Consider the following 24,591-nt stretch of genomic DNA (forward strand, 5'->3'; position numbering starts at 1 on the left):
AGCCTGCTTCGGGAAACATGGACCTCCTATGACCGCACAGACCGTACTGGTCATCGACGATGAACGCGACATTCGCGAGCTGCTGACGATCACGCTGGGCCGCATGGACCTGCAGGTCGATGCAGTGGGTACGGTCGGTGATGCACGCCGCGCCCTGGCCGAGCGCACGTACGATCTCTGCTTCACCGACATGCGCCTGCCCGACGGCAACGGACAGGAAGTGATCGAGCTGATCGCCAGCGAACATCCGGACATGCCGGTGGCGATGATCACCGCCTATGGCAACGTCGACGCCGCGGTCAATGCGCTGAAGGCTGGCGCCTTCGACTTCGTCTCCAAGCCGGTCGACATCCAGATGCTGCGCGGACTGGTCCGCACCGCCCTGCGCCTGGCCGAGGAAAAACGCAACGGCGGCGCGACTGCTGCGCCCGGCGATGGCGGCAACCGGCTGATCGGCGATTCGGCGGCGATGCAGCAGGTGCGCGCCACCATCGGCAAGCTGGCACGCAACCAGGCGCCGGTGTACATCGCCGGCGAATCCGGCGTGGGCAAGGAACTGGTCGCCCGGCTGATCCACGAGCAGGGTCCCCGCGCCAGTGGACCGTTCGTGCCGGTCAACTGCGGCGCGATTCCGTCCGAGCTGATGGAAAGCGAATTCTTCGGCCATCGCAAGGGCAGCTTCACCGGCGCCGGCGCCGACAAGGAAGGCCTGTTCCAGGCCGCCCAGGGCGGCACGCTGTTCCTCGACGAAGTGGCCGAGCTGCCGCTGCACATGCAGGTGAAACTGCTGCGCGCGATCCAGGAAAAGGCGGTACGCCCGATCGGCGGCCGCGACGAGATTCCGGTCGACGTGCGCATCCTCTCGGCCACCCACAAGAACCTGGGCCAGCTGGTCGAGCAGGGCCAGTTCCGCCAGGACCTGTTCTACCGCATCAACGTGATCGAGCTGCGCGTGCCGCCGCTGCGCGAGCGCCGTGGCGACGTGCCGCAGCTGTCGGCCTTCATCCTCAAGGCGCTGGCCGGCAAGAGCGGCGAGCCGGTAGGCCAGCTGGCACCGGCCGCACGCGATGCACTGGCGGCCTATGACTTCCCCGGCAACGTGCGCGAGCTGGAAAACGTGCTCGAACGCGCGATGGCGATGTGCGACGGCAACACCATCGAGGCGGTCGACCTGATGCTGCCCCAGCGCAGCGCCCGCGTCGGCACCGAGCAGCTGGCCGGCACCACGGCGACGGCAAGCGCCCCGGCTGCGGCCGCTGCGGGCGCGGACGGCGGCCTGGACGACTACATCAGCAATCTCGAGCGCACCGCGATCGTCAAGGCGCTGGAAGAATCCCGTTACAACAAGACCGCGGCCGCCCGCAAACTCGGCATCACCTTCCGCGCCCTGCGCTACAAGCTGAAGAAGCTGGGCATCGACTGAAGGCTTGAGCCCGGACGAGGGCTCGCGCGTTCAGCCGTTGCCGGAAATCACCGCATTCAGCGCCTTGCGCAAGCTGCGCAGCAACACCTGGGTGGTCACCGGCTTCTCGACCATGTGCAGGTGTTGCAGCGGCGGCAATTCCTGCAGGTCCGGCACCGCGCCCGGACGGGTCAGCAGGATCACCGCGCCGGCATAGCCCTGCTCGATCAGCGCCGACAGCGTGCGCACGCCGGTGAACAGGTTCATGTCCGCGTCCAGCACCACCAGGTCGGGCAGGCCGCCGGCCTCGATCCATTGCAGTGCCGCCGTACCGCTCTGGCTGGCGTGCGCCTGGTAGCCATAGGCGTCCAGCGTGTCGGCCAGCAGGGACAACTGACCAGCCTCCTCCACCACCACCAGCACCCGCTCGGCCGCACCTTCCAGATCGTCGTCGCCGTCAGCCCCGAGCGCGTCGGAGACCATTTCCTCCAGCGGGATGTACAGGTCGAAACGGGTGCCGCAGCCCGGCTCGCTCTCCACCCGCATCACGCCGCCGTGGCTGCCCACGATGCGCTTGCATGACAGCAGCCCCAGGCCGGTGCCGGTTTCCTTGGTGGTGAAGAACGGCTCGAACATGTGTTCCAGCACCGCCGGCTCCATGCCGGGGCCGTCGTCCTTCACGCTGATGCACAGGTAGCGTCCATTGCGCGGCTGCTCCTCCGGCAGGAAGAAGTCATCGTCCAGCGTGGTCTGCGACGTCTCGATGTGCAGCTTGCCGCCGTCGGGCATTGCCTGGATCGCATTCAGGCAAAGGTTGAGCAGGCATTGCTGCAGCTCGGTGTGATTGCCCTCGAACGACAGTTCCGGGTCGTCGATGACCAGTTCCATCGCCACGCTGCGGGGCACGCTGCCCTGCATCAGCAGGTCGAACGCGCTGAACAGGGTGCCCAGCTTCACCTGCTCCGCGCGACGGGCGCCGCGGGCGAACGACAGCATCGAGTGCACCATGTCCAGCCCGCGCCGACCGCAATCGCGCACCAGCTTGCCCAGTCGTGCCAGGCGCGGGTCGTCCTGGTAGTCCTGCAGGCTGTCGCCGGCCAGCAGCAAGGGTTGCAGCAGGTTGCGCAGGTCGTGGCTGAGGCCGCCGGCGAGCATCGCCAGGCTTTCGAAGCGCTGCGCCCGGATCAGCTCCGACTCGGCACGGCGGTTGGCCCGGTGCGCCTCGGCCTCGTCCAGCGCCCGCCGCACCGCGCTCGCCAGTCGCGCCGGATTCTGCTTCAGGATGTAATCCGTCGCGCCGTTGCGCAACGCGCCGATCGCCGCTTCCTCGCCCAGCGTGGCCGAGACGAAGATGAAGGGGATGTCCTCGTCGCGTCCACGCAACAGCTCCAGCGCGCGCATGCCGGAAAACCCGGGCATGCTGAGATCGGACAGCACGATGTGCGGGTGGAATTCTTCCAGCGCCGCAAGATAGCGCTCCTCGTCGTCGACCAGGCGCACCTCGTAGGCGATCGCGTCCGCATCGAGCTCGGCCAGCACCAGCTCGGCATCGAGCTCGCTGTCCTCGACCTGCAGGATGCGCACGGTCGGCATGTTTCGCAGCTGCCGGTTTGGCATGGTGTTCCTCGTTCCCTGTTCTTGTCCCTGGCCTGTCCGTTCAGTCGTTTTCCGGTGCCTGGTTGAGCAAGGCCCAGAACTGGCCAAGCGTGCGCACCGCATCGAAAAACTGGTCGACGTCGACCGGCTTGATCACGTAGGCGTTGGCGCCGAGGTCCCAGCTGCGGGCCAGGTCGCTTTCCTCGCGCGACGAGGACAGGATCACCACCGGGATGCGCCGCATCCGCTCGTCGGCGCGCATCGCGGTCAGCACGTCCAGTCCATTCATCCGGGGCATCTTGATGTCCAGCAGCACCACCGCCGGGTTGCCGGGTTCACGCCCGGCCCACGCGCCCCGCTGGAACAGGTAGTCCAGGCATTCGACGCCGTCCTCCACGTGCACCACCGGGTTGGCCAGGTGCGCCTCGCCCAGCGCATCCATCGCCATCTCGGCGTCCGCCATGCTGTCTTCGACCAGAAGAATCGTCCGCAGGTCTTTCCTGTTCATGCTTCGCTCTCGGTGCTGGCGCCAGCCGCGTCGGTGGCCGGCAGGGAAAAATGAAAATGGGCGCCCTGGCCCGGTTCGGCCTCGGCCCAGACCCGGCCGCCGTGCCGGGCCACGATGCGCCGCACGTTGGCCAGCCCGATGCCGTTGCCGGGAAACTCAGAGGCGCGATGCAGGCGCTGGAACACGCCAAACAGCTTGTCCGCGTACTGCATGTCGAAGCCCGCGCCGTTGTCGCTCACGGTGAATTCGTAATTGCCGTGGCGCCCCTGCCGCACGCTCACCTCGATCTTCGCCAGCTCGCACTGTCCGGTGTACTTCACCGCGTTGCCGAGCAGGTTCTGCCATACGGTGCGCAACATGTTCTCGTCGCCGATCACCATCGGCAGCGGCGCGATCGTCCACACGATACGCCGCCCCTCGGCGCCCGTCTCGGCCAGCGCGCGGGCCTCATCAACCAGCGACTGCATGTCCACGCCCTGCAGCCGCAAGGCGCCGCGGCCGAGTCGCGAGAACACCAGCAGGTCGTCGATCAGCAGCGCCATGCGCTGCGCCGAGTCGCCGATGACGGCCAGATAATGCGCCGACTTGTCGTCGATGCGTTCGCCCAGTTGCTGCTCCAGCTTGCGCGCAAAGCCGGCGATGTGACGCAACGGCGCGCGCAGGTCGTGGGAAACCGAATAGCTGAACGCCTCCAGTTCGCGGTTGACGTCGGAAATCTGGCTCACCTTGCCCTCGAGCTGGCGGTTGAGCTCGTTCACCTGGTGCTCGGCCAGCGCACGGGTGGTGACGTCGCTGACCGTCAGCAGCAGCGCCGGCACGTCGCTGTCCTGCTGTTGCAGGCGCCGCGCGTTGATCACCACGTTCCGCTCCATGCCGCCGGCAGTGCGCTGGACCATGTCGTAGTCCCACAGTTCGCGGTCACGCAGCAGCACGTCGTTCAGGCGCTGCAGCAGCACGCTGTCGTTCCATGCACCGTCGCCGATCTCGGCCAGCGGCACGGCCCTTCCTGCCGGGTCCATTCCATACAGCTCGCCGAACGCGTTGTTGACCAGCAGCGACTTGAGATTGCCGTCGAACAGCGCGATCGGTTCGCGCACGGCCTGGAAGATCATCCGCGAGCGTTGCACGGCCCGCCCTTCGCGACTCTCCGCCAGCCGGCGCTGGCCGATCTGCCGCTCCGACATCACCACGATCACGGCGAGCAGGAACAGCTGCGCCAGCGCGGTCAACGCAAGCACCACGCCACCGTCCGTGGCCTTCTCCCGCGCGGCGGCCTGCCGACTGGCAAGCAGGTCGTCTTCCGTATGCACGATTTCGTCGATTTCCGCGCTGATGCCGAACAGATCGCCCGCGTTGCGCAGCGACTGTCGCGCGCCGTCGGTATCGCCGCGGGCGATCTTCGCCCGGGCCTCTTTCATCAGCACGATGCGACCGGTCAGCGCATTGTCGAGCGCGCCGATGCGGGTCTGCTGATCCGGGTTGTCCCGCGTCAGCCCCCGCAACTGGCGGATCAACGCGGGAATCTGCTGATCGGCGCCTATCGCACGCTGTTGCGTCTGCTGGTCGGCGTCGCCCGCCAGCAGGCGGTAGCTGGCGCTCTCGCCATCGCGCGCCAGATAGGCCAGCTGATAGGTCACCGCCTTGATCTCGCTGGAATGGGCGACCCATGCAGCCGCCCGCTGCGTCTCCTGGATGCTGGTCCGGGTCACCACATAGGGCAGCGCCACGATGACCATCACGGCCAGCAGCAGGCCGGCCATGCGCCAGCGCGGAAGTACATTTTTTTTCATCCGGCCAGCAACCTCGATCAAGCCACCACGGCTGGGCATTCTGGCCATTCTTGCATGTTTGCGTGACGACCAGAGCACCGTCGCGGTGCCCTGGCGTGCTTCACATTGTCACGACAATCAGTGTGTTGCCGACCACGACGAGGCGGGCTGCGCCTGCATGGTGAAGTGCAATTCGCCACCGGCCACGATCTGGCCGTGACGCAACATCGGCCGCTCCAGCGGCTTGCCGTTCAGCGTCACCGAGCCCACGTACGGATGCGCGTCATCCAGCGGCGCGGCGGTGATCGTGAACGTGCGGCCGCCGTCCAGGTGAATCGCCGCGCGCGCCACGAACGGCCGGCCGAGCGCGTACTGGTCGCTGCCCGGCGCGACCGGATAGAAGCCCAGCGCGGTGAACACGTACCAGGCCGACATCTGGCCCAGGTCATCGTTGCCGGAGAGCCCGTCCGGCCGCGCCGCGTACTGGCTGTCCATGATCTGCTTCAGCCGCTGCTGGGCTTTCCATGGCGCGCCGGCATAGTCGTACAGATAGGCGATGTGATGGCTGGGTTCGTTGCCATGGGCATACCAGCCGATCAGGCCGGTGATGTCCTCGACGTGCTTGAAGTGGGCCGGGTCGACCTTCGCGTCGAACAGCGCATCGAGCTTGTCCACGAACTTCGCCTCGTCGCCCATCGCGGCGACCAGGCCCGGCACGTCCTGTGGCACGTACCACGAATACTGCCAGGCATTGCCTTCGGTGAAGTCGCTGCCATAGCCCGCCGCCGTGGGATCGAACGGCTCGCGGAACGTGCCGTCGGCGAGCCGGGCGCGCATGAAGCCGGTCTTCGGGTCCCATGCGTTCTTCCAGTTGCCGGCGCGCTTTTCGAAGGTGGCCGCGATATCGTTCTTGCCCATCGCCTTCGCCATCTGCGCCAGCGACCAGTCGTCGTAGGCGTATTCCAGGGTCTTCGAGGCGCCTTCGGGTTCCTTGTCGATCGGCACGTAGCCGAGCTTCATGTAGTCGGCGAGATCCCCGTACGGCGCGTAGGTAGCGCTGGCCACCATCGCCTGCAGCGCCTTGTCCGCATCGAAGCCGCGCACGCCCTTGATGTACGCGTCGGCGATCACCGGCACCGCGTGGTAGCCGATCATGCACCAGGTCTCCAGGCCCTGGTACGCCCACACCGGCAGGATGCCGAACGGGCTGGCCTCGCGCGCCGCGATCAGCGAGCGGATGAAGTCGGTGCTGCGCTGGGGATTGAGCAGGACCATCAGCGGCTGCTGCGCCCGGTAGACATCCCACAACGACCAGGTCGAGTAGAACTCGTAGCCGTCCGCCTTGTGCACGGCGTGGTCGGGGCCGCGATAGTCGCCGTTGACGTCCATGCTCAACGTGGGCGACAGCATCGCGTGATACAGCGCGGTATAGAACTGCGTGCGGGCGGTCTTCGGCGCGTCGATGTCGACCACTGCCAGCGCCTTGTCCCACGCGGCCGTGGCCTCGGCGCGGCGGGCGTCGAAATCCCAGCCCGCGCCGTCATGGTCGAGGTTGCCGATCGCGTTCGCCTCGCTCACCGTGGAGATCGCCACCTTCACTTCCAGCGGCTGCTTCAGCTTGCCGAAGTCGAACACGCCGACCAGGGCGCGGCCGTTCTGCGCGTCGTGATCCGCGGCGTGGTTGCCCGGACCGGCGAAGCCCTTGTAGGTCACGTCGGTCTCGCGGTTCAACAACTCGCGCGAGGTCATCGGCTGCGAGAAGCGCATCGCGAAACACAGCTCGCGTCCCGGCGCCCAGCCGCGGGTGGTGCGGCAGCCGGTGACGGTGCCGTCGTCATGCACGCGCAGGCTGGCCCACAGCACCTTGCCGGCGTAGTCGTAGATGCTCGGGCGCAGGTCCAGCAGCAGGTGCGCCGGCTTGCCGGTCGGGAAGGTGTAGCGATGCCAGCCGATCCGGCGCCCGGCGGTGAGTTCGGCGCGCACGCCGTAATCGCTCAGGGTCACCGCGTAGTAACCGGCCTGCACCACTTCGCTGTCGTGCGAGAAGCGCGAACGGTAGCCACTGCCCGGTTTGGCCGGATCGCCCGGTTCCAGCCGCACGTCGCCGGCGATCGGCATCACCAGCACGTCGCCCAGGTCCGAATGGCCGGAGCCGGAGAAGTGCGTGTGCGAGAAACCCAGGATGCTGCTGTCGCCGTACTGGTAGCCGGCGGCCCATTTGTACGCATGCTTGAAATCCGGCATCGCGGTGTCCGGCGACAGCTGGATCATCCCGAACGGCACCGTGGCGCCGGGAAAGGTGTGGCCGTCGCCGCCCGTGCCGATGCGTGGATCGACCGCCGCCGCATGGCCTTGCACGGCATGCGCGCTGGCGGGTGCGAGGGCGGCGATGCCGAACGCGGCACCGAGCAGACGGGGAAGCACAGCGCGCAAGCGGACGGTCATCTGATCTACCTTTGGAACGATTCAAGTCCGCACGCTATCATCCGGGAAGGGACCTGGCATGCTGCACTGCGACGTGCCGAACTGCTGCGATAAGCTAAATTTGGATCGTTCTAATCAGGCAAACTGCATGTCGAGTCATACCCCGATCGGGCGCAAGGTCACCCTGAACGACATCGCCGCCGGCTGCGACGTATCGCGCGCCACGGTCTCGCTGGTGCTGCGCGGCAGCCCGCTGGTGAACAAGCACACCCGCGCCCGGGTCGAGGAAGAACTGCGCCGGCAGGGCTACGTCTACAACCGCGCCGCCGCCAACCTGCGCCGCCGCACCTCGACCAGCATCGCGCTGGTGCTGAACGACCTGGCCAACCCGTTCTTCGCCGAATTCGCCGCCGGCGTGGACGAGGCGCTGGCCGCCGCCGGCTTCGTTACCCTGCTCGGCTGCACCGGCGAATCGGTCGCGCGCGAGCAGGCCGTGCTCGGTTCGCTGCTGGAACACGGCCCGGCCGGCATCATCCTGTCGCCGGCCGAGCACAGCAAGGCGCCGGACGTGCTGGCCGTCGTCGGAAGGCGCGCACCGATGCTGCTGTTCAATCGCGAACTCGGTGGCACCCTGCCCGAGTTCGCGCACTGGGACCAGCTGATGCTGGACAACCAGCACGGCGCCCGCCTCGCCACCGAACACCTGATTGCCCGCGGCCACCGGCGCATTGCGTTCTTCGGCGGCCACCACGACTCCAGTTCGTGCCGGCAGCGCCATGCCGGTTACGTCGAGGCGATGCACGCCGCCGGACTGCGCACCGAACCGGACTGGCGCGTCGAATGCGCGCCAACCCGGCTCGATGCCGCCCATCGGACCGAGGCCCTGTTCGCCGGCACGCTCGCACCCACCGCGGCGGTCTGCTACAACGACGCGGTCGCGCTGGGCCTGATGCTCGGCCTCAACCAGCGCGGGCTGCGCCCGGGCCATGATTTCGCGCTGACCGGTTTCGACGACATCGCCGAGGCGGCACTCGGCATGCCGCCGTTGACCACCTTGTCGGCTGCACCGCACGAACGCGGCAAGCAGGCCGCACAATTGGTGCTGCAACGACTGCAGCAACCGCAGGCCGCCAGCCGCCGCACCATCGCACCGGTGCGGCTGATGGTGCGCGAAAGCAGCTGCCCACCACCCGCCGCCTGACCCATCCGCTCATTCGCACAGGGGAATTCCATGGCCTTCGCTCAAGCTCCGTCACCGACGCCCGGTACACCGGCACACGGCGAGCGCTACACCGACTATCCGATGGCGCTGGGCGTGCTCACCACCATCTTCTTCATGTGGGGCTTCCTCACCTGCCTCAACGACATCCTGATCCCGCACCTGAAGTCGGTGTTCCAGCTCGGCTACTTCCAGGCGATGCTGGTGCAGTTCACCTTCTTCGGCGCGTACTTCCTGATGGCGTTGCCGGCCGGATGGATGGTCGCCGCGCTGGGCTACAAGAAGGGCATCGTGGCGGGGCTGGCGATTGCCGGCGTGGGCGCGCTGGGCTTCTGGCCCGCCGCCACGCTGCAGCTGTATCCCGCCTTCCTCGCCGCGCTGTTCGTGCTGGCCACCGGCATCACCGTGCTGCAGGTGGCGGCCAATCCCTACGTGGCGCTGCTGGGGCCGGAGCGCACCAGTTCCAGCCGGCTGACCCTGGCCCAGGCGCTGAACTCGTTCGGCACCTTCCTGGCGCCGCTGTTCGGCGGCATGCTGATTCTTTCCAGCGTGGTGAAGAGTCCGGCCGAACTGGCCGCGTTGCCGCCGGCCGAACACCTGGCCTACCAGGCACAACAGGCGCAGGCCGTGCAGGGTCCGTACATCGGCCTGGCCGTGGTGCTGTTCCTGCTGGCCGTCTTCGTCTGGCTGTTCCGCCTGCCCGCGCTGAGCGAGGCCACCGACAAGGGCGACCACGACCGCCACAGCTTCGCCGAGGTGTTGCGCCACCCGCACGTGCTGTTCGGCGTGCTGGGCATCTTCTTCTACGTGGGCGCCGAGGTTTCGATCGGCAGCTTCATGGTGAACTACCTGTCGCAGCCCGAGATCGGCCATGTCAGCGAGCAGCAGGCCGCGAAGTACGTGTCGTACTACTGGCTGGGCGCGATGATCGGCCGTTTCATCGGCTCGGCGCTGATGGCGAAGTTCTCGCCGCGCAAGCTGCTGGCCGGCTTCGCCGCGATCAATGCGCTGCTGGTGCTGACCACCATGCTCACCACGGGTGACGTGGCGATGGTCAGCATCATCGCCATCGGCCTGTTCAACTCGATCATGTTCCCGACCATCTTCGCGCTCGGCATCGAGCGGCTGGGGTCGATGACCAGCAAGGCCTCCAGCCTGCTGATCATGGCCATCGTCGGTGGCGCGATCATCCCGCCGCTGCAGGGCCTGCTCGCCGACCACATCGGCCTGCAGCACGCATTCTTCCTGCCGCTGCTGTGCTACCTGTACATCGTGTTCTACGGCCTGAGCGGCTCGCGCATCCGCGGCCTGCCCGCCGACGCCTCGCAAAGGGGGTCGTGAGTGGCCGTCCATCCCATCCTGTGCTTCGGCGAGGCGCTGATCGACCTGCACGCCGACGGCTTCGACAACCACGGCTTCGCCGTCCGCTTCGTGCCGTTCGCGGGCGGTGCGCCGGCCAACGTCGCGGTCGCCGCGGCGCGTCTCGGGGGCGCCGCCCGTTTCGCCGGCATGCTGGGGCGCGACCGCTTCGGTGATTTCCTGCTGGACAGCCTGCAGCAGGCCGGTGTCGGCACCGACGACATCGTGCGCACCGATGCGGCGAACAGCGCGCTGGCCTTCGTCACCCTTGACGCCCGCGGCGAACGCAGCTTCAGCTTCTACCGCGACAACTCGGCCGACCTGCTGTTCCGGCCGGCGCATTTCCGCGCCGACACGTTCCGCGACGTCGCCGTGTTCCACGTCTGCTCGAACAGCATGACCGACCCCGCGCTGGCCGGAACCACCCGCGAAGGCATGCAGCGCGCACACGGCGTCGGCGCCCTGGTCAGCTTCGACCTCAACCTGCGTCCGGCGCTGTGGCCGCGCGACATCGATCCCCGCCCGCTGCTGTGGCCCGCACTGCACCTGGCCGACGTGGTGAAGCTGTCGGCCGAGGAATTCGCCTGGCTGGCGGTCGACGGCGAACAGGCCGCGCTGGATCGCATGTGGCTGGGCCGCACCCGGCTGGTGGTGGTGACCGACGGCGGGCAGCCGCTGCGCTGGTTCCACCCGGACGCCGAGGGCGAGCTGCCGTGCTACCCGGTCGAGGTGGTCGACAGCACCGCCGCCGGCGATGCCTTCGTCGGCGGCCTGCTGTGCTGCCTGGCCGAACTCGAAGCGGGCGCCGAACGACTCGATCACCTGGTGACCGAGCTGCCGCGCCTGCACGCGATGCTGCGCTTCGCCGCCGCCTGCGGCGCGCTCACCGTCACCCGCCAGGGTTCGTTCGCCGCGATGCCGCGGGGCGACGAGGTGCTGGCCTTCATGGAACAGCAGGCATGAACGGCAGTCCCGATTTTCCTACCGCCGATTTCCGTTCCGCCGGGTTCCTGCGCGGGCACATCGCGCAGACGATGGCGTTCTACCACCCCCGCGCGATCGACCCGCAGGGCGGCTTCTTCCACTACTTCCGCGACGACGGCACGATCTACGACCGCAGCCACCGGCACCTGGTCAGCAGCACCCGCTTCGTCTTCAACTACGCGATGGCGGCGATCGAATTCGGCGACGACGCGACGCTTCGAGGCGAGTACCTCGACGCCGCCCGCCACGGCCTGCGCTACCTGCGCGAGGTGCACCGCGATCCGGCCAGCGGCGGCTACGCCTGGACCATCCGCGACGGCCAGCCGGAAGACCGCACCAACCATGCCTACGGCGTCGCCTTCGTGCTGCTGGCCTGCGCCAGCGCGGTGAAAGCCGGCATCGATGAAGCCGCCGCCTGGATGGACGAGATCTGGAACCTGCTCGAACAGCGCTACTGGGATGCCGACGCCGGGCTGTACCGCGACGAGGCCGATGCCGACTGGCACTTCAGCGACTATCGCGGCCAGAACGCGAACATGCACATGTGCGAGGCGATGCTGGCCGCCTACCAGGCCAGCCGCGAGCCACGCTACCTCGACCGCGCGCACACCCTCGCCGATCACATGACCCGTCGCCAGGCCGCGCTGGCCGGCGGCCTGGTGTGGGAACACTACGACCGCGACTGGGCCATCGACTGGGACTACCACCGCGACGACCCGAAGCACCTGTTTCGCCCGTGGGGCTTCCAGCCCGGCCACCAGACCGAATGGGCCAAGCTGCTGCTGATCATGGAGCCGCTGCTGCGCGAACGCGGTGCCGCGCCGGACTGGATGCTGCCCACCGCGCAGCACCTGTTCGACACCGTGCTGGCCCGCGCCTGGGACAACGAGTACGGCGGCATCTGCTACGGCTTCGCGCCGGACGGCAGCGTCTGCGACGACGACAAGTATTTCTGGGTGCAGGCCGAATCGCTGGCCGCCGCCGCCCTGCTGCACGAGCGCAGCGGACTGGCTGTCCATGACGACTGGTACGTGAAGCTGTGGGCGTACGCGTGGCAGCATTTCGTCGATCACCGCCATGGCGCCTGGTACCGCATCCTCACCCGCGACAACCGCAAGTACGACGACGAAAAGAGTCCCGCCGGCAAGACCGACTACCACACGATGGGCGCCTGCCACGAACTGCTGGCGCTGATCCGTCGCGGTGGCCAGCCGTAAAGCGTCTTCCCTTCCCCAAAGGCTTCGCATGAACAACCTCACGCTCACTCTTGCCGCCACCTTCGCCGCGCTTTCGCTGGCGCCCGCCTTCGCCGCCGACACCGTGCCTGCGCGCTTCGATCCCGCGCAGACGTTCGCGCCGTACAGCTACCCGCAACCGGCCAACGCCTACCGCTCCGCCAGCGGCAAGCCCGGCCCGCTGTACTGGCAGAACCGCGCCGACTACCGGATCAAGGCCACGCTCGATCCCGCCACCCGGCTGCTGAGCGGCAGCGAGGTGATCAGCTACACCAACCACAGCCCCGACGCGCTCGACGTGCTGTGGTTGCAGCTGGACCAGAACCGCTATCGCAAGGACGCCCGTGGTGCGTTCACCAGCAAGTTCCCCACCGAGTTCACCGACGGCTACAGGATCAGCTCGGTCGAAGTCGAAGACGCGCATGGCCACACGCAGCCGGTGAAGTGGATCGTCTCCGACACCCGCATGCAGGTACAGCTGCCGACCGCGCTGAAAGCAAGGGACGGCCAGCTGAAACTGCACATCGCCTGGAGCTTCACCGTGCCCGGCGAGTTCGGCGGGCGGATGGACGTCAACCCCAGCAAGAACGGCGAGATCTTCGAGATCGCCCAGTGGTATCCGCGCATGGCCGTCTACGACGACCTGCGCGGGTGGGACACGGCGCCCTACCTCAACAGCGAGTTCTATCTGGAGTACGGCGATTTCGACTACGCGGTCACCGTGCCGTGGGACATGATCGTGGCCGGCTCCGGCGAACTGCTGAACCCGCAGGACGTGCTGACCAAGACCGAACAGCAGCGACTGGAACAGGCGCGCCGCAGCGACAAGACCGTGATGATCCGCAGCGCGGACGAAGTCACCCAGCCGTCCAGCCGTCCAAAGCAGAGCGGCACGCTGACCTGGCACTTCGCCATGCACGACACCCGCGACGTGGCGTTCGGAGCCTCCAAGGCCTTCGTGTGGGACGCGGCGCGAATCAACCTGCCCGAAGGCAAGAGCGCGCTGGCGATGTCGGTCTATCCGGCCGAAAGCGGCGGCGACGCCGCCTGGGGCCGCGCCACCGAATACCTCAAGGCCTCCACCGAATACTTCTCGAAACAGTGGTATCCGTACCCCTGGCCGGTGGCAATCAATGAAGCCGGCACCGCCGGCGGGATGGAGTATCCCGGCATCACCTTCGACCACAAGCTGGCCAAGGGCCGCAGCCTGCACATGGTGATCGCACACGAGATCGGGCACATCTGGTTCCCGATGATCGTGGGCAGCAACGAGCGCCGCGATGCGTGGATGGACGAAGGCTTCAACACCTTCATCGACGTCTACGAGGCCGACGCGTTCAACCACGGCGAATACGCGCCCAAGCGCGACGGCGAATACGCGCCGGGCAAAGGCAACCCGGCCGACGAGATCGCCAAGGTGCTGCAGGACCAGGACGCCCCGCCGCTGCTGCTGGGCGCCGACATGGTGCCGGAGAAATACCGCCACCCGATCAGCTACTTCAAGGGCGCGTTCGGCCTGGTGCTGCTGCGCGAGCAGATCATCGGCCCGGAACGCTTCGACCCCGCCTTCCGCCGCTACATCGCCACCTGGGCCTACAAGCACCCCAGCCCGTCCGACTTCTTCCGCTTCATGGAAAGCGAGACCGGTGAAGACCTCGGCTGGTTCTGGCGCGGCTGGTTCGACCACAACTGGCAGCTCGACCTGGCCGTGCAGAAAGCCGCCTACACCGACGGCGACTACCGCAAGGGCGTCGACGTCACCGTGGCCAACCTGGACCAGTTGGTCATGCCCGCCACCCTGCAACTGGTCTACGACGACGGCAGCAAGCAGGACGTGCGCGTGCCGGTGGAAACCTGGCAACAACACCGCAGCTACGTGGTCCACGTGGATGGCACGCGCAAGCTGAAGTCCGCCACGCTCGATCCGGCGCGGGCGTTGCCTGACGGCCATCGCGGCAACAACAGTTTCGCGATGCCGTAGGGGGAGCCATGGTGTCGGGGACAGCTTTACTCGTGGCAGCTGGCCACGAATTTGTCCCCGACAACTTTTCCGCCAACAGCTTTGAAGGGCTTTTAGAGCAAGGGCTTTAGTCCGCCTTGGGAGGGCGAGGTACTTCTCTTTTGCTTGTCCACATACGCGCAGGAGCGCGTATGAACAGCGAAGCTGGCCCGAAGGGCGAAGGGCAGGACGCGCGGAGTCAAATAGAAGTACCCAAGAGAAAACGACACCCGCTTGTGGTCGGGAACCTCGGCGTCGACCTCGCGCGAGCCTTGGTGGACCTGCGACGTCCCGGTGGTGTGCTCTGTCGCAACATTCAACTGCAATAGTGTTCTGCAGCAACCGGGCCACCTTTCCCCGCGGGCCAAAATGAATCGGCGCTTCCACGCGGCGTGTGGCCGCGTCACGAGAGTGGCATCGATTCGACGTCCCCCCGCTTTGAGTAGCGGGACGGTTTAGAGTCCGGGTTCACTGTAACTGCTTCGCATAGGCGGCAGGTGTCAGCCCGCCCAGCACCTTCTTCGGTCGCTCCTCGTTGTACTCGCATCGCCAGCGTTCGATCTCGGCGCGTGCATGCAGCAGGCTGGGAAACCAGTGCTCGTTGAGACATTCGTCGCGCAACCGGCCGTTGAACGATTCGATGTACGCATTCTGGTTTGGCTTGCCCGGTTCGATCAGGCGCAGCTGCACACCACGCTCGTGGGCCCAGGTCACCATCGCCTTGCCGCAGAACTCCTTGCCGTTGTCGCTGCGGATCACCTTGGGCAAGCCACGACTGAGCGCCAGGCGATCCATCACCCGCGTCACGCCCAGGCCGGAGATCGCCCGCTCGACCTCGATGACAACCGCCTCGTGGGTGGCGTCATCGACCATCGTCAGGCACTTGATGACGCGTCCCTCAGCGGTGCGATCAAACACGAAGTCCATAGACCAGACCTCGTTGGCTGCCTTCGGCCGAGCCAACGGTTGCCGCTCGGCAACGGGCACCTTCTTCCGCTTGCGCCGCCGCACCTGCAGCTTCGCTTCCTGATACAGCCGTTCCACCCGCTTGTAGTTCACCAGCAGCCCCGCTTGCCGCAGCTTCAGATGGATCATCCCCACGCCATAGCGCTTGTACCGCTGCGCCAGGGCCACGATCCGTTGCCGGAGGTCCCCGTTGCGATCCGGGCGTGTCGGATAGCGATACGCGCTGGCGCTCATGACGACGACCGCCAGCGCACGTCGCTCGCTCAATCCCTTCTCGGCCATCTGCCGCACCAGCTCGCGCCGAGCCGGTGCGCTCACCACTTTTTTCGCAGGGCGTCCTTGATGACCTCGTTCTCAAGCACCTGCTCGGCCAGCAGCTTCTTCAGCCGACCGTTCTCCGTCTCCAGCTCTTTCAGCCGTTTGGCGTCGGGCACACTCATCCCGCCGAACTTGCTGCGCCACAGGTAGTACGAGGCCTCGCTGAAGCCGTGCTGCCGGCACAGCGCCTTCACCGGCAAGCCAGCCTCCGCCTCACGAAGGAAGCCGATGATCTGTTCTTCGGAAAAGCGTTTCTTCACGTCCAATCTCCTTCAGATGGGGGATTGGACTCCAAACCGAGGTGCTACTCAAAACTGGGGGGACGTCGGATTGAGCATCAAAGATCGCCGAATCTCGCCCATAAGGCGACTTGCGCACACTACGAACGTGCAGCTGTTATCACCATCAATTGTGGGAGATAAGACATAGCACCTCGATTTGTGAGATATGCAAAGTCACCCCCAGTCGTCCGAGCCGCTCACGTCATCCCGCAAGCCCTTGCCAAACCGGACAATCTGCTCGCTTGACGGGTTCCCTTCGAAAGCTGAACATTCGTTGCGTATGCCCCGATATGGGGTCTACTAAGCGTTAGGCTGTCATGAGCTTCGATCTCTTCGTTCAATGTTTCGAGAATGGCGAGCCCGCAGGCATCCCACGTGATGCTATCCGCGATGTTTTCGGCGCTTGTGTTTCCGAACCGGAACCGAACTATTGGCATCTGGCCTTCGGGCCGCGCGATTCATGTTCGCTATCTCTTTCGCCGTTGGCCGACTCATCTAGCCAAGTCCACAGCGTCACTGTTGAGCGCCCATGCTCCGACCCACGCCTATGGGAAGGCCTCGCTCAGATCTTGGCCCACGGCCACACTGTGCTTTACTTCCCTGGGTGCTCGGGCCCGTTGCTGCTCAGCTCTCAGACCACAGGCCACTTGCCGCTTGGCATGTTGGACGCGCTCGGAAATCCAATTGTGGTCGTTGGTGGTCGAGACATTCTGCGGTGCGTCGAGGCTGCCTAACATTTCGTTCAAGGCGGACGCCTCCGGCGCCGCTTAACTCAGGCGTTAGGTATCACAAATGACGTCACGGTCACCGAAAAATTTCTGGCGCTTAAGACCAAGTGCAAGTTGTGTGGCTCTGGGTGAGCCGCTGAATTCCACGACCTCGGTTGAGTTGCCGCCCGAGTTCTTGCAAAAGCTTCGCCCACGGCACGGCATTACGCTAGCGAGTTGGGACGCTGAGTCTCAATTGGGGAGAGTCCACGCTCTCGGAATCGTGCGCAAGGTCGAGCACTCTCGCACCTCCGCAGAAGTCGATTGGCAGCCCGTTGACGTCAGTTTTCGGCCGAACCCAACCGGGCGAAGATGGTGGACGCAAGCCAAACCATTCTTCGGGTATGCCAAGGACGTTGCAGAACGCTATCTGCTAGAGGCCTTGTTCGCCGAGCATTTTCCAGCATTTGCCGATTTAGAGTTCGGTGCTCAACCACCAGCATCTGGCCGCTCGCCAAGGCCGTCGGCCTCGCCAACTGGAGGCTATGTTTACGTCATTCGTTCGAAACTCGGCTTCAAGATTGGCAAGACCGTAAACCTCAGAAGTAGAACCAGGCTATTTGCAGTGAAGCTACCCTTCCCCACGTCAGTCGAACACTACGCATGGTTTGAAGACTACACGCATGCAGAGCGTAGCTTTCATCTGAGGTACCACGAAAAGCGTCTCGAAGGTGAGTGGTTCGATCTCAGCGAATCAGATTTAAAGGCCATCAAAGCCGAAGGCCAAAGCGTGCCAGTGACCGGGCTGTGATGCCTAACAGGTCGTTCAAGGCGGACGGCTTCGCCGCCGCTTAACTCCAGCGTTAGGCTGCCCATGGAAGAATTCCGAGTACGTCCTGGCTATAGCACCCCGCATCTCATGCTTATCGAGTTCCGTGGCGACCACAGAGCCGAGGGTTTCCCGCCTGTTCTCAAGCTACTGGAGGGCCAGTTAGCTGAGTTCTCATGTACTGGAAGCTTGCCCGCACCCGATGATTTTCTTTGGGAGTGCGTCTATGCCGGCGGCAGCTTCGAACTTTCCGATGACTGGGGCGGCCTTTTTATCATTCCTACATTCAACAATGACCGAGTGTTGCGGATGTATCCTTGGCCCTTGAAGCGTCAGGTCAGTTTCGCCGTGCCGCGGAGCCAGCCTAACATCTCGTTCAAGGCGGACGGCTGCGCCGCCGCTTAACTCCAGCGTTAGACCGCAGGAAGATCATGCAGAGGCTCGTAAAGATTTCATTTGTCTTCGCTGACTTGTGCGCTTGGCTGCTAGTGGCGATCTTCCTGTTCGGCGCCATTGCCTGGCCGGTCATCGGACCTGTTCACGCGCGCATGGCTCATCTACCAATCACCACATTTTCCATCGTTGGCACTTGCATCATGTGGCTTGCCACCGCTGCAGGGGCCTATGCTATTACCCGGCGGCAAGTCCTTGGTCTTACTCTTATCCAAATTCCCGCCGCGGTCTGGCTAGTTTCAGGACTTTTTGTATTTGCGCTAACCTTCACGGTTGTAGCGGCAGTAATTTTTGGTACGCCATTTCTGCTTGCCTTTCTTCAAGCACGCTCGGTCTCAGCGTCCGGGGCAGCGGTCTAACAACTCGTTCAAGGCGGACGGCTACGCCGCCGCTTAACTCCAGCGTTAGGCACCATGAGCCACCCCCTCTACAACCTTCTGAGCGAACTCGAAGCGGCGCGCATCCACTTTACGATTGCGCGCTACAGACCCGATTCGGTCTTAGTCTCGTTGACGCTAGTGGGGGAAAGAGTGGAAGTGGACGTCTTCGAGGATGGGCACATGGAGGTTTCGCGCTTCAGCGGCAACGAGGACATCATCGGCGGCGAAGGGCTCGTATCGCAGATCATCCGGCGCGACGCGGAGCCCGCGGCCTAACAACTCATTCAAGCGGACGCGCGTACCGCGCGCCGCTTAACTCCAGCGTTAGCCTTCTCTCATGCCAAATTTCGATATAGCTCGTCACAAGTCAAAATTTCTAGGTACGTGGGGCTCATGCGATCGTTGCTTTCGCGGCTCCACTCGACGCTGGGAGTATTCAATTCCACCGTCCAAGATCTACGTCGTCTGCGCTCCATGCCGAAACAGGTTGCTTGGCAAGACAGCTGGCGACGTGCTCGATTCTGGTCGGGTTGTATCCGGCAGTTACGGCGCAGGCAAACGGTAGCCGGCTAACAACTCGTTCAAGGCGGACGGCTGCGCCGCCGCTTAACTCCAGCGTTAGCCTCTATGAAACCAAAGACTGTCGTCCTGATGCTTTTCGCTGTCAGCTCATTTCTTAGTGGTGCCTTGGGGCAATACTTTGCGCCAAGTGGTGCTCAATCACCTTCGGATATTCCTTGCATGCTGGCTGGCGTGTTTCTTATCTTCGTTTGGTACCGTATCGACTCAGAGCAGCGTTCTTACAGACGCTCTGTTTGGCTCAACATCAGCGTAGTCGCTCTCGCCATTTTTGCGATGCCGTATTACTTCTTCAGGTCTCGTGGCATCAAAGGTGGCTTTGTTGCTTCAGGCGTGTTCCTTCTGGCCTGTGTAGCCTCAGTTTTCCTTACTGGAGCGGGCCATTTTGCAACCTCGGCACTGCGCGGCTAACTACTCGTTCGAGGCGGACGGCTGCGCCGCCGCTCAACTCCAGCGTTAGCGCCTTCAGGGGGAGTCGTGAAATCCATACGCCTGTTTGTGCCATTGATCGGACTCGCGCTGCTGCTTGTAAGTGTCAGCGCGCAGGCCATCAAGCCGCCGACGCCGAGAACAAAAGCGCAACTTGCCGGTATCTGGGTTGGCCCAGATGCATGGGGCTCAGTGGTGCGTCTAGAGCTCGATAGTGCTGGGCAGGGGCGTCTCGTTGTCCGCGACCCCGATTCGAAAGGTGACCTAGCTGTTTACCAAGTTGTACTTACAAAGATCAAGATCAACGACCTCTCCTTTTCGGTAACGCCAGTCACAAAAGGTGCTGCAAATATCGCCTTTTATGGTACCAACGACTCGAACGCCATTGACGTCGTTCGCTACTTGAAGGATTTCGGTGATGGCTATGGCGTTCGTGGGCTACTTATTCGCCAAGCTGACCTACTGTCAGGCTTACAAGATCTTAAAGCCGCGGGCTCAAGGGCTCCTACCCGGCCAGCGCGCTAACAACTCGTTCAAGGCGGACGGCTTCGCCGCCGCTTAACTCCAGCGTTAGGGGCTAGGCCATGTGGGAAAACTTCGGCGGCATGCCAAAGCTTCTAAAATTTCTAACTGCGCATGCCGCATGTTGCTTCGTATTCTTAGCCATATCAGTCATTCCGATCGACTCATACGCTATACAAGGTCAGCACGTCACTTACGCTGAGTGGTGGAGCAGCGGCGCAGGCGTACTCGCTTCCTTGCTAGGTATCGTTGGCCCCTTCGCGGCGTGGGCACTCGCGTCAAAACGGCCATACGCTCGTCTTGTGTATTTGAGTTTTCTGGCGCTCGCATTCATAGCGCCATGTCCGTTCTTCGGCATGCTAGCGTATGTTCTTCCGGGTTTGCTTGTTGTGGGCGTCGGGGCGTTCTACATGTACAAGTGGCAGAGCGTGCAGGTCTACTTCGCCCCTAACCAGTCGTCCAAGCGGACGCGCGTACCGCGCGCCGCTTAACTCCAGCGTTAGACGTCATGCGAATTCTCGCCTCCGCTATAAGCATTCTCCTGATCTTCCCAAAGCTGGCAGTGGCTAGCCCGGCGTCTATGGCAGCCTTGCCTGCTGATATCAGACAGGCCTTGGTAGCTTTATGTGATGAGCCATGCGGCTTTGCCGACCCACAGCAGAAATGGAATCCCACAGACCTGGGTGTTGCTGGCTTGGAACATAGACGCTTGATCCGCGTCGAGCATGTCGGAGACCGATGGCTGATTGAATACGAGCACGGCGGAATTGAAGGGAGGCATATTCATATTGTCGTATTTCAAACAACGCCTTTCCTGCACCTGAGCCAAGGCAGCAGTTGCTTACCTACCGCCAAAGAGCCATGTAACTGGTAATGACGTCTAACAATGCGTTCAAACCGAAATTGCATCGCTACGCTAACAACATGGAGGATAGAACTTGCCATGTTGTCAGCTACGCGTTGCAATTCGACTTAACTTGAGCGTTAGCCCGCATGGCCAAGACCCTACGAGTTCTTGCACTCTCGACGCTGACAGTCGCTGTCGTTGCTGTTGGGTCATGCGCCACGCAAGTGCACCGTTACAACGCTGCACTTGGCCAATTTGCTCTCGGTGACACCGAGGCGGCCGTCATTAGCCGGCTAGGAAGTCCCAGCTTCCGTGAGCTGGCGGGCGCGCCCTATCTTCGTTACACCGGCACACCATGCACTGCTCCCTGCACTGTCCGGCTGTGGTGGGAGTGGCCGGTACTTCCTGGCATTGAGGCTTGGTCTGTTGAGCTTGGCCAAGACAACGATGTGGTAAAGACTTATCACTGGGTCTCGCCGTAGCATGCGGTCTAACATTTCGTTCGAGGCGGACGGCTGCGCCGCCGCTTAACTCCAGCGTCAGACCTCATGAATCGACTTTTGGCAGCTTTGGCACTTGTTTTTGTGGGCTCCATTGGGGCGTAAGGATCGGCTGCAGCCGCTACCAGCCCAGAGGAAATCGTAAGTCGGCTATACCGTGACTTCTCATGGGAGGCCGTCATGGTCAACTCTTGGAACGCAAACACGCTGTCGGACCAGCCGCAAGCCATTCTGAAGAAGTACTTCACGCCACAACTAGCCGCAGCCCTGCGAGCTGACAGCAAATGCGCAGCAGACAACCATGACATTTGCGCACTGGAGTATTCGCCCATCTGGGGCGTGCCAGACGCAGGTGTGGGCGCCCTTGGTCTCAAGCTCGACGTTGGAGCAAAGCCCGGCAGCGTGCTTGTGCACTACAAGGTGGCGTCCACGGGACGCCTTGTTGAGCTTCGGTACCAACTAGTCAAGTTGCCGGTAGGCTGGCGCATCGCAGACATCATCTATCCGGGGGGTGTGTCTTTGCGCTCTGACCTTGGTATCGCAGAATGATGCCTAACTGTTCGTTCAAGGCGGACGGCTTCGCCGCCGCTTAACTCAAGCGTCAGAGCGCATCCATGGGGAAATTTCGAGAACTTGAAAATTTCGAAGGTCGGTTCGAGGCAATGGATGTCTCTGAGCTTCGTCGCTGGAAGGACTACTGGACTCAGTATGCGCAACGCTTTGCCCCAAAAATTCGCAAGGAAGCTATGAGGCGCGTGCACAGAATAGACAAGGCAATTGGCCAACGACTTTCAGAGCAAGACGATGCATAGGCAGAACCAACACGGTCAGTGTGTCGCTGGTCTGCGCTCTAACCAGTCATTCGAGGCGGACGGCTTCGCCGCCGCTCAATTCCAGCGTTAGCGCTCAAGATGAACTTTCCCGAATATTGGCAGGCCCTCGTTAGCGCCCACGAGCTTGTTGGGGCGTCGGCTTGCGTCGACGAGGAGCACGACCTCTCGGGTATGGGTGTAGAGCTCACTTTCCTAACGGAGCTGCAAGCACACGAAGAACTCACTCTTTGTTGGCCTGGTATCGGCGTGGCTGCTGACGGTTACATGCCCGTTGCGTGGTGTTCTGAGGGTAGTGGCGACTACTACTACATCAACAGCAGCGACGGTGCCAACGGACCGCTTTACCGCATCTACCATGACTCGGTCGATCCGCAAGGTTATGATCCGGAAGAAGCCGTAGCCAAGGTCTTCGAGAACTACGAGGCGATTCTTGACTATGTTGAGCGCTAACAACTCGTCCAAGCGGACGCGCGAAAAGCCGCGCGCCGCTTAACTCCAACGTTAGGCCGCAGGAAGGATTCTCATGACCTACCGAGTCGAGCGAGATGATGCACCCCGTGAGTCATTCGGTGAGTACAAGTACCGCATCTATCGCGATGGCATTCTGGTTGCCACTGGCATGACTATCGTGGTGATGAGCATGGCATCGACTTCGTTGGCGGCCGTAGCGAGGCGTGGCCTGTGGGCCGCATGGTCGAGTTCCTTGAAGGCGGTGGCCCCAAGCCAACGACGCTCTCAAAGCGCGCCGAGGCTTATATCCAAGAGAGGCTCGCGTAGGGTGGCACTGCGGCCTAACAATTCGTTCAAGGCGGACGGCTACGCCGCCGCTTAACTCCAGCGTTAGATCCCATGACCAACACTGTCGAATGCCATGCACACGGGGAGCAAGAACAAACCTTCGTTTGCCAACACCTCGTCAGCGCTCTCGGCACGGGCCGACGTCCCCCCAGTTTTGAGTAGCACCTCGGTTTGGAGTCCAATCCCCCATCAGAAGGAGATTGGACGTGAAGAAACGCTTTTCCGAAGAACAGATCATCGGTTTCCTGCGTGAGGCGGAGGCTGGCTTGCCGGTGAAGGCGCTGTGCCGGCAGCACGGCTTCAGCGAGGCCTCGTACTACCTGTGGCGCAGCAAGTTCGGCGGGATGAGTGTGCCCGACGCCAAACGGCTGAAAGAGCTGGAGACGGAGAACGGTCGGCTGAAGAAGCTGCTGGCCGAGCAGGTGCTTGAGAACGAGGTCATCAAGGACGCCCTGCGAAAAAAGTGGTGAGCGCACCGGCTCGGCGCGAGCTGGTGCGGCAGATGGCCGAGAAGGGATTGAGCGAGCGACGTGCGCTGGCGGTCGTCGTCATGAGCGCCAGCGCGTATCGCTATCCGACACGCCCGGATCGCAACGGGGACCTCCGGCAACGGATCGTGGCCCTGGCGCAGCGGTACAAGCGCTATGGCGTGGGGATGATCCATCTGAAGCTGCGGCAAGCGGGGCTGCTGGTGAACTACAAGCGGGTGGAACGGCTGTATCAGGAAGCGAAGCTGCAGGTGCGGCGGCGCAAGCGGAAGAAGGTGCCCGTTGCCGAGCGGCAACCCGTTGGCTCGGCCGAAGGCAGCCAACGAGGTCTGGTCTATGGACTTCGTGTTTGATCGCACCGCTGAGGGACGCGTCATCAAGTGCCTGACGATGGTCGATGACGCCACCCACGAGGCGGTTGTCATCGAGGTCGAGCGGGCGATCTCCGGCCTGGGCGTGACGCGGGTGATGGATCGCCTGGCGCTCAGTCGTGGCTTGCCCAAGGTGATCCGCAGCGACAACGGCAAGGAGTTCTGCGGCAAGGCGATGGTGACCTGGGCCCACGAGCGTGGTGTGCAGCTGCGCCTGATCGAACCGGGCAAGCCAAACCAGAATGCGTACATCGAATCGTTCAACGGCCGGTTGCGCGACGAATGTCTCAACGAGCACTGGTTTCCCAGCCTGCTGCATGCACGCGCCGAGATCGAACGCTGGCGATGCGAGTACAACGAGGAGCGACCGAAGAAGGTGCTGGGCGGGCTGACACCTGCCGCCTATGCGAAGCAGTTACAGTGAACCCGGACTCTAAACCGTCCCGCTACTCAAAGCGGGGGGACGTCGGATGGACACCGACTCGTCCAAAATAGTTGAAGGGGTGGCGCGCGTGTGCGCCAGCTCCAAGTACTCCCTTGGCGAGCTTGAGGCAATCTTCTGGAATGAGGTTCGCCCGGCAGTATCCTTCAACGTATGGTTGCTTCCTGCTCCTGAGTGGGTTGGCTTCGAGATCGAGTGGCTCAAGAACCGTGTGCTCGAAAAGCATCACTTTGGTACCGCGTTGCCGTGGAAGCTCTTCCATCCGTACTCTTATTTGTGGTGGTTCCGGTTGAAGCGCGCAATCTCCGTGCTGCGCAATGCCAGCTAACCATTCGTCCAAGCGGACGCGCGTA

21 protein-coding genes and 1 pseudogene are annotated in these 24,591 nt (G+C 63.5%); 16 read left to right on the forward strand and 6 right to left on the reverse strand.

Going from position 1 to position 24,591, the window contains the following annotated elements:
- The first annotated feature begins 28 nt into the window (after positions 1–28).
- A complete protein-coding gene (locus tag I6J77_RS13975) occupies positions 29–1,423 on the forward strand; it encodes a sigma-54 dependent transcriptional regulator (RefSeq protein ID WP_204109461.1) in 1,395 nt (464 codons plus the stop codon).
- 30 nt (positions 1,424–1,453) lie between these two features.
- Here I6J77_RS13975 and I6J77_RS13980 read toward each other — a convergent pair whose 3' ends face one another.
- The 4 genes from I6J77_RS13980 to I6J77_RS13995 all read right to left on the reverse strand — a co-directional run bounded on the left by I6J77_RS13980 (position 1,454) and on the right by I6J77_RS13995 (position 7,720).
- Positions 1,454–2,995 (reverse strand): response regulator, encoded by a 1,542-nt coding sequence (locus I6J77_RS13980; protein ID WP_204109462.1) that lies wholly within the window; start codon positions 2,993–2,995, stop codon positions 1,454–1,456.
- A gap of 64 nt (positions 2,996–3,059) precedes the next feature.
- Positions 3,060–3,506: a response regulator gene (locus I6J77_RS13985; RefSeq protein WP_204109463.1), complete on the reverse strand. Its 447-nt coding sequence runs from the start codon at positions 3,504–3,506 to the stop codon at positions 3,060–3,062.
- Positions 3,503–5,296 carry an ATP-binding protein gene (locus I6J77_RS13990; protein WP_204109464.1) on the reverse strand — a complete coding sequence of 598 codons (1,794 nt, stop codon included), beginning with the start codon at positions 5,294–5,296 and terminating at the stop codon, positions 3,503–3,505. The genes I6J77_RS13985 and I6J77_RS13990 overlap by 4 nt, the downstream gene beginning before the upstream one ends.
- A 117-nt stretch (positions 5,297–5,413) precedes the next feature.
- Entirely contained in the window at positions 5,414–7,720 is a 2,307-nt protein-coding gene (locus I6J77_RS13995) for a GH92 family glycosyl hydrolase (RefSeq protein WP_204109465.1), read from the reverse strand.
- Between the two features lie 127 nt (positions 7,721–7,847).
- Here I6J77_RS13995 and I6J77_RS14000 point away from each other — a divergent pair, with 127 nt between their 5' ends.
- The 5 genes from I6J77_RS14000 (at position 7,848) to I6J77_RS14020 (ending at position 14,477) form a co-directional block, all read left to right on the forward strand.
- Positions 7,848–8,900, forward strand: coding sequence for a LacI family DNA-binding transcriptional regulator (locus I6J77_RS14000; RefSeq protein ID WP_204109466.1), 1,053 nt, complete (start codon positions 7,848–7,850; stop codon positions 8,898–8,900).
- A gap of 102 nt (positions 8,901–9,002) precedes the next feature.
- Positions 9,003–10,259: an L-fucose:H+ symporter permease gene (gene fucP / locus I6J77_RS14005; RefSeq protein WP_204111497.1), complete on the forward strand. Its 1,257-nt coding sequence runs from the start codon at positions 9,003–9,005 to the stop codon at positions 10,257–10,259.
- Positions 10,260–11,240 (forward strand): carbohydrate kinase, encoded by a 981-nt coding sequence (locus I6J77_RS14010; protein WP_204109467.1) that lies wholly within the window; start codon positions 10,260–10,262, stop codon positions 11,238–11,240.
- The gene (locus tag I6J77_RS14015; protein WP_204109468.1) at positions 11,237–12,478 is read left to right on the forward strand and encodes an AGE family epimerase/isomerase; all 1,242 of its coding nucleotides are present in this window, start codon (positions 11,237–11,239) and stop codon (positions 12,476–12,478) included. Before I6J77_RS14010 ends, I6J77_RS14015 begins: the two co-directional genes overlap by 4 nt.
- Before the next feature lie 28 nt (positions 12,479–12,506).
- The gene (locus tag I6J77_RS14020) at positions 12,507–14,477 is read left to right on the forward strand and encodes a M1 family metallopeptidase (protein ID WP_204109469.1); all 1,971 of its coding nucleotides are present in this window, start codon (positions 12,507–12,509) and stop codon (positions 14,475–14,477) included.
- A 486-nt stretch (positions 14,478–14,963) separates the two neighbouring features.
- On the opposite strand, the gene I6J77_RS14025 is transcribed toward I6J77_RS14020, so the two are convergent.
- Positions 14,964–16,039 (reverse strand): IS3 family transposase gene (locus tag I6J77_RS14025; RefSeq protein WP_239308908.1). Its coding sequence is split into 2 segments (ribosomal slippage): positions 14,964–15,784 and positions 15,784–16,039, totalling 1,077 coding nucleotides; the frame shifts between segments, so codons are not numbered across the junction.
- A gap of 1,011 nt (positions 16,040–17,050) precedes the next feature.
- On the opposite strand from I6J77_RS14025, the gene I6J77_RS14030 reads away from it, so the two are divergent.
- The 6 genes from I6J77_RS14030 to I6J77_RS14055 all read left to right on the forward strand — a co-directional run bounded on the left by I6J77_RS14030 (position 17,051) and on the right by I6J77_RS14055 (position 19,962).
- Entirely contained in the window at positions 17,051–17,578 is a 528-nt protein-coding gene (locus I6J77_RS14030; RefSeq protein WP_204109470.1) for a GIY-YIG nuclease family protein, read from the forward strand.
- 63 nt (positions 17,579–17,641) lie between these two features.
- Positions 17,642–18,001, forward strand: a complete 360-nt coding sequence (locus I6J77_RS14035; RefSeq protein WP_204109471.1) for a hypothetical protein — start codon at positions 17,642–17,644, stop codon at positions 17,999–18,001.
- Positions 18,002–18,027: 26 nt separating this feature from the next.
- Positions 18,028–18,408, forward strand: a complete 381-nt coding sequence (locus I6J77_RS14040; protein ID WP_204109472.1) for a hypothetical protein — start codon at positions 18,028–18,030, stop codon at positions 18,406–18,408.
- Between the two features lie 54 nt (positions 18,409–18,462).
- Positions 18,463–18,705 carry a hypothetical protein gene (locus I6J77_RS14045; protein WP_204109473.1) on the forward strand — a complete coding sequence of 81 codons (243 nt, stop codon included), beginning with the start codon at positions 18,463–18,465 and terminating at the stop codon, positions 18,703–18,705.
- Positions 18,706–19,056: 351 nt separating this feature from the next.
- Positions 19,057–19,419, forward strand: a complete 363-nt coding sequence (locus I6J77_RS14050; protein WP_204109474.1) for a hypothetical protein — start codon at positions 19,057–19,059, stop codon at positions 19,417–19,419.
- 66 nt (positions 19,420–19,485) lie between these two features.
- Positions 19,486–19,962: a hypothetical protein gene (locus I6J77_RS14055; RefSeq protein ID WP_204109475.1), complete on the forward strand. Its 477-nt coding sequence runs from the start codon at positions 19,486–19,488 to the stop codon at positions 19,960–19,962.
- A 619-nt stretch (positions 19,963–20,581) separates the two neighbouring features.
- On the opposite strand, the gene I6J77_RS14060 is transcribed toward I6J77_RS14055, so the two are convergent.
- Positions 20,582–20,761 (reverse strand): hypothetical protein, encoded by a 180-nt coding sequence (locus I6J77_RS14060; protein ID WP_204109476.1) that lies wholly within the window; start codon positions 20,759–20,761, stop codon positions 20,582–20,584.
- Between the two features lie 725 nt (positions 20,762–21,486).
- Here I6J77_RS14060 and I6J77_RS14065 point away from each other — a divergent pair.
- The 4 genes and pseudogenes from I6J77_RS14065 (at position 21,487) to I6J77_RS14080 (ending at position 24,566) form a co-directional block, all read left to right on the forward strand.
- Positions 21,487–21,855, forward strand: coding sequence for a hypothetical protein (locus I6J77_RS14065; protein WP_204109477.1), 369 nt, complete (start codon positions 21,487–21,489; stop codon positions 21,853–21,855).
- A 362-nt stretch (positions 21,856–22,217) separates the two neighbouring features.
- Positions 22,218–22,589, forward strand: coding sequence for a hypothetical protein (locus I6J77_RS14070; RefSeq protein WP_204109478.1), 372 nt, complete (start codon positions 22,218–22,220; stop codon positions 22,587–22,589).
- 554 nt (positions 22,590–23,143) lie between these two features.
- Positions 23,144–24,220: pseudogene (locus tag I6J77_RS14075) on the forward strand (IS3 family transposase).
- A gap of 46 nt (positions 24,221–24,266) precedes the next feature.
- Positions 24,267–24,566 (forward strand): hypothetical protein, encoded by a 300-nt coding sequence (locus I6J77_RS14080; RefSeq protein WP_204109479.1) that lies wholly within the window; start codon positions 24,267–24,269, stop codon positions 24,564–24,566.
- Positions 24,567–24,591: the final 25 nt, after the last annotated feature.

Origin of the sequence: Rhodanobacter sp. FDAARGOS 1247 (assembly GCF_016889805.1) — a bacterium.
Classification (GTDB): Bacteria; Pseudomonadota; Gammaproteobacteria; order Xanthomonadales; family Rhodanobacteraceae; genus Rhodanobacter.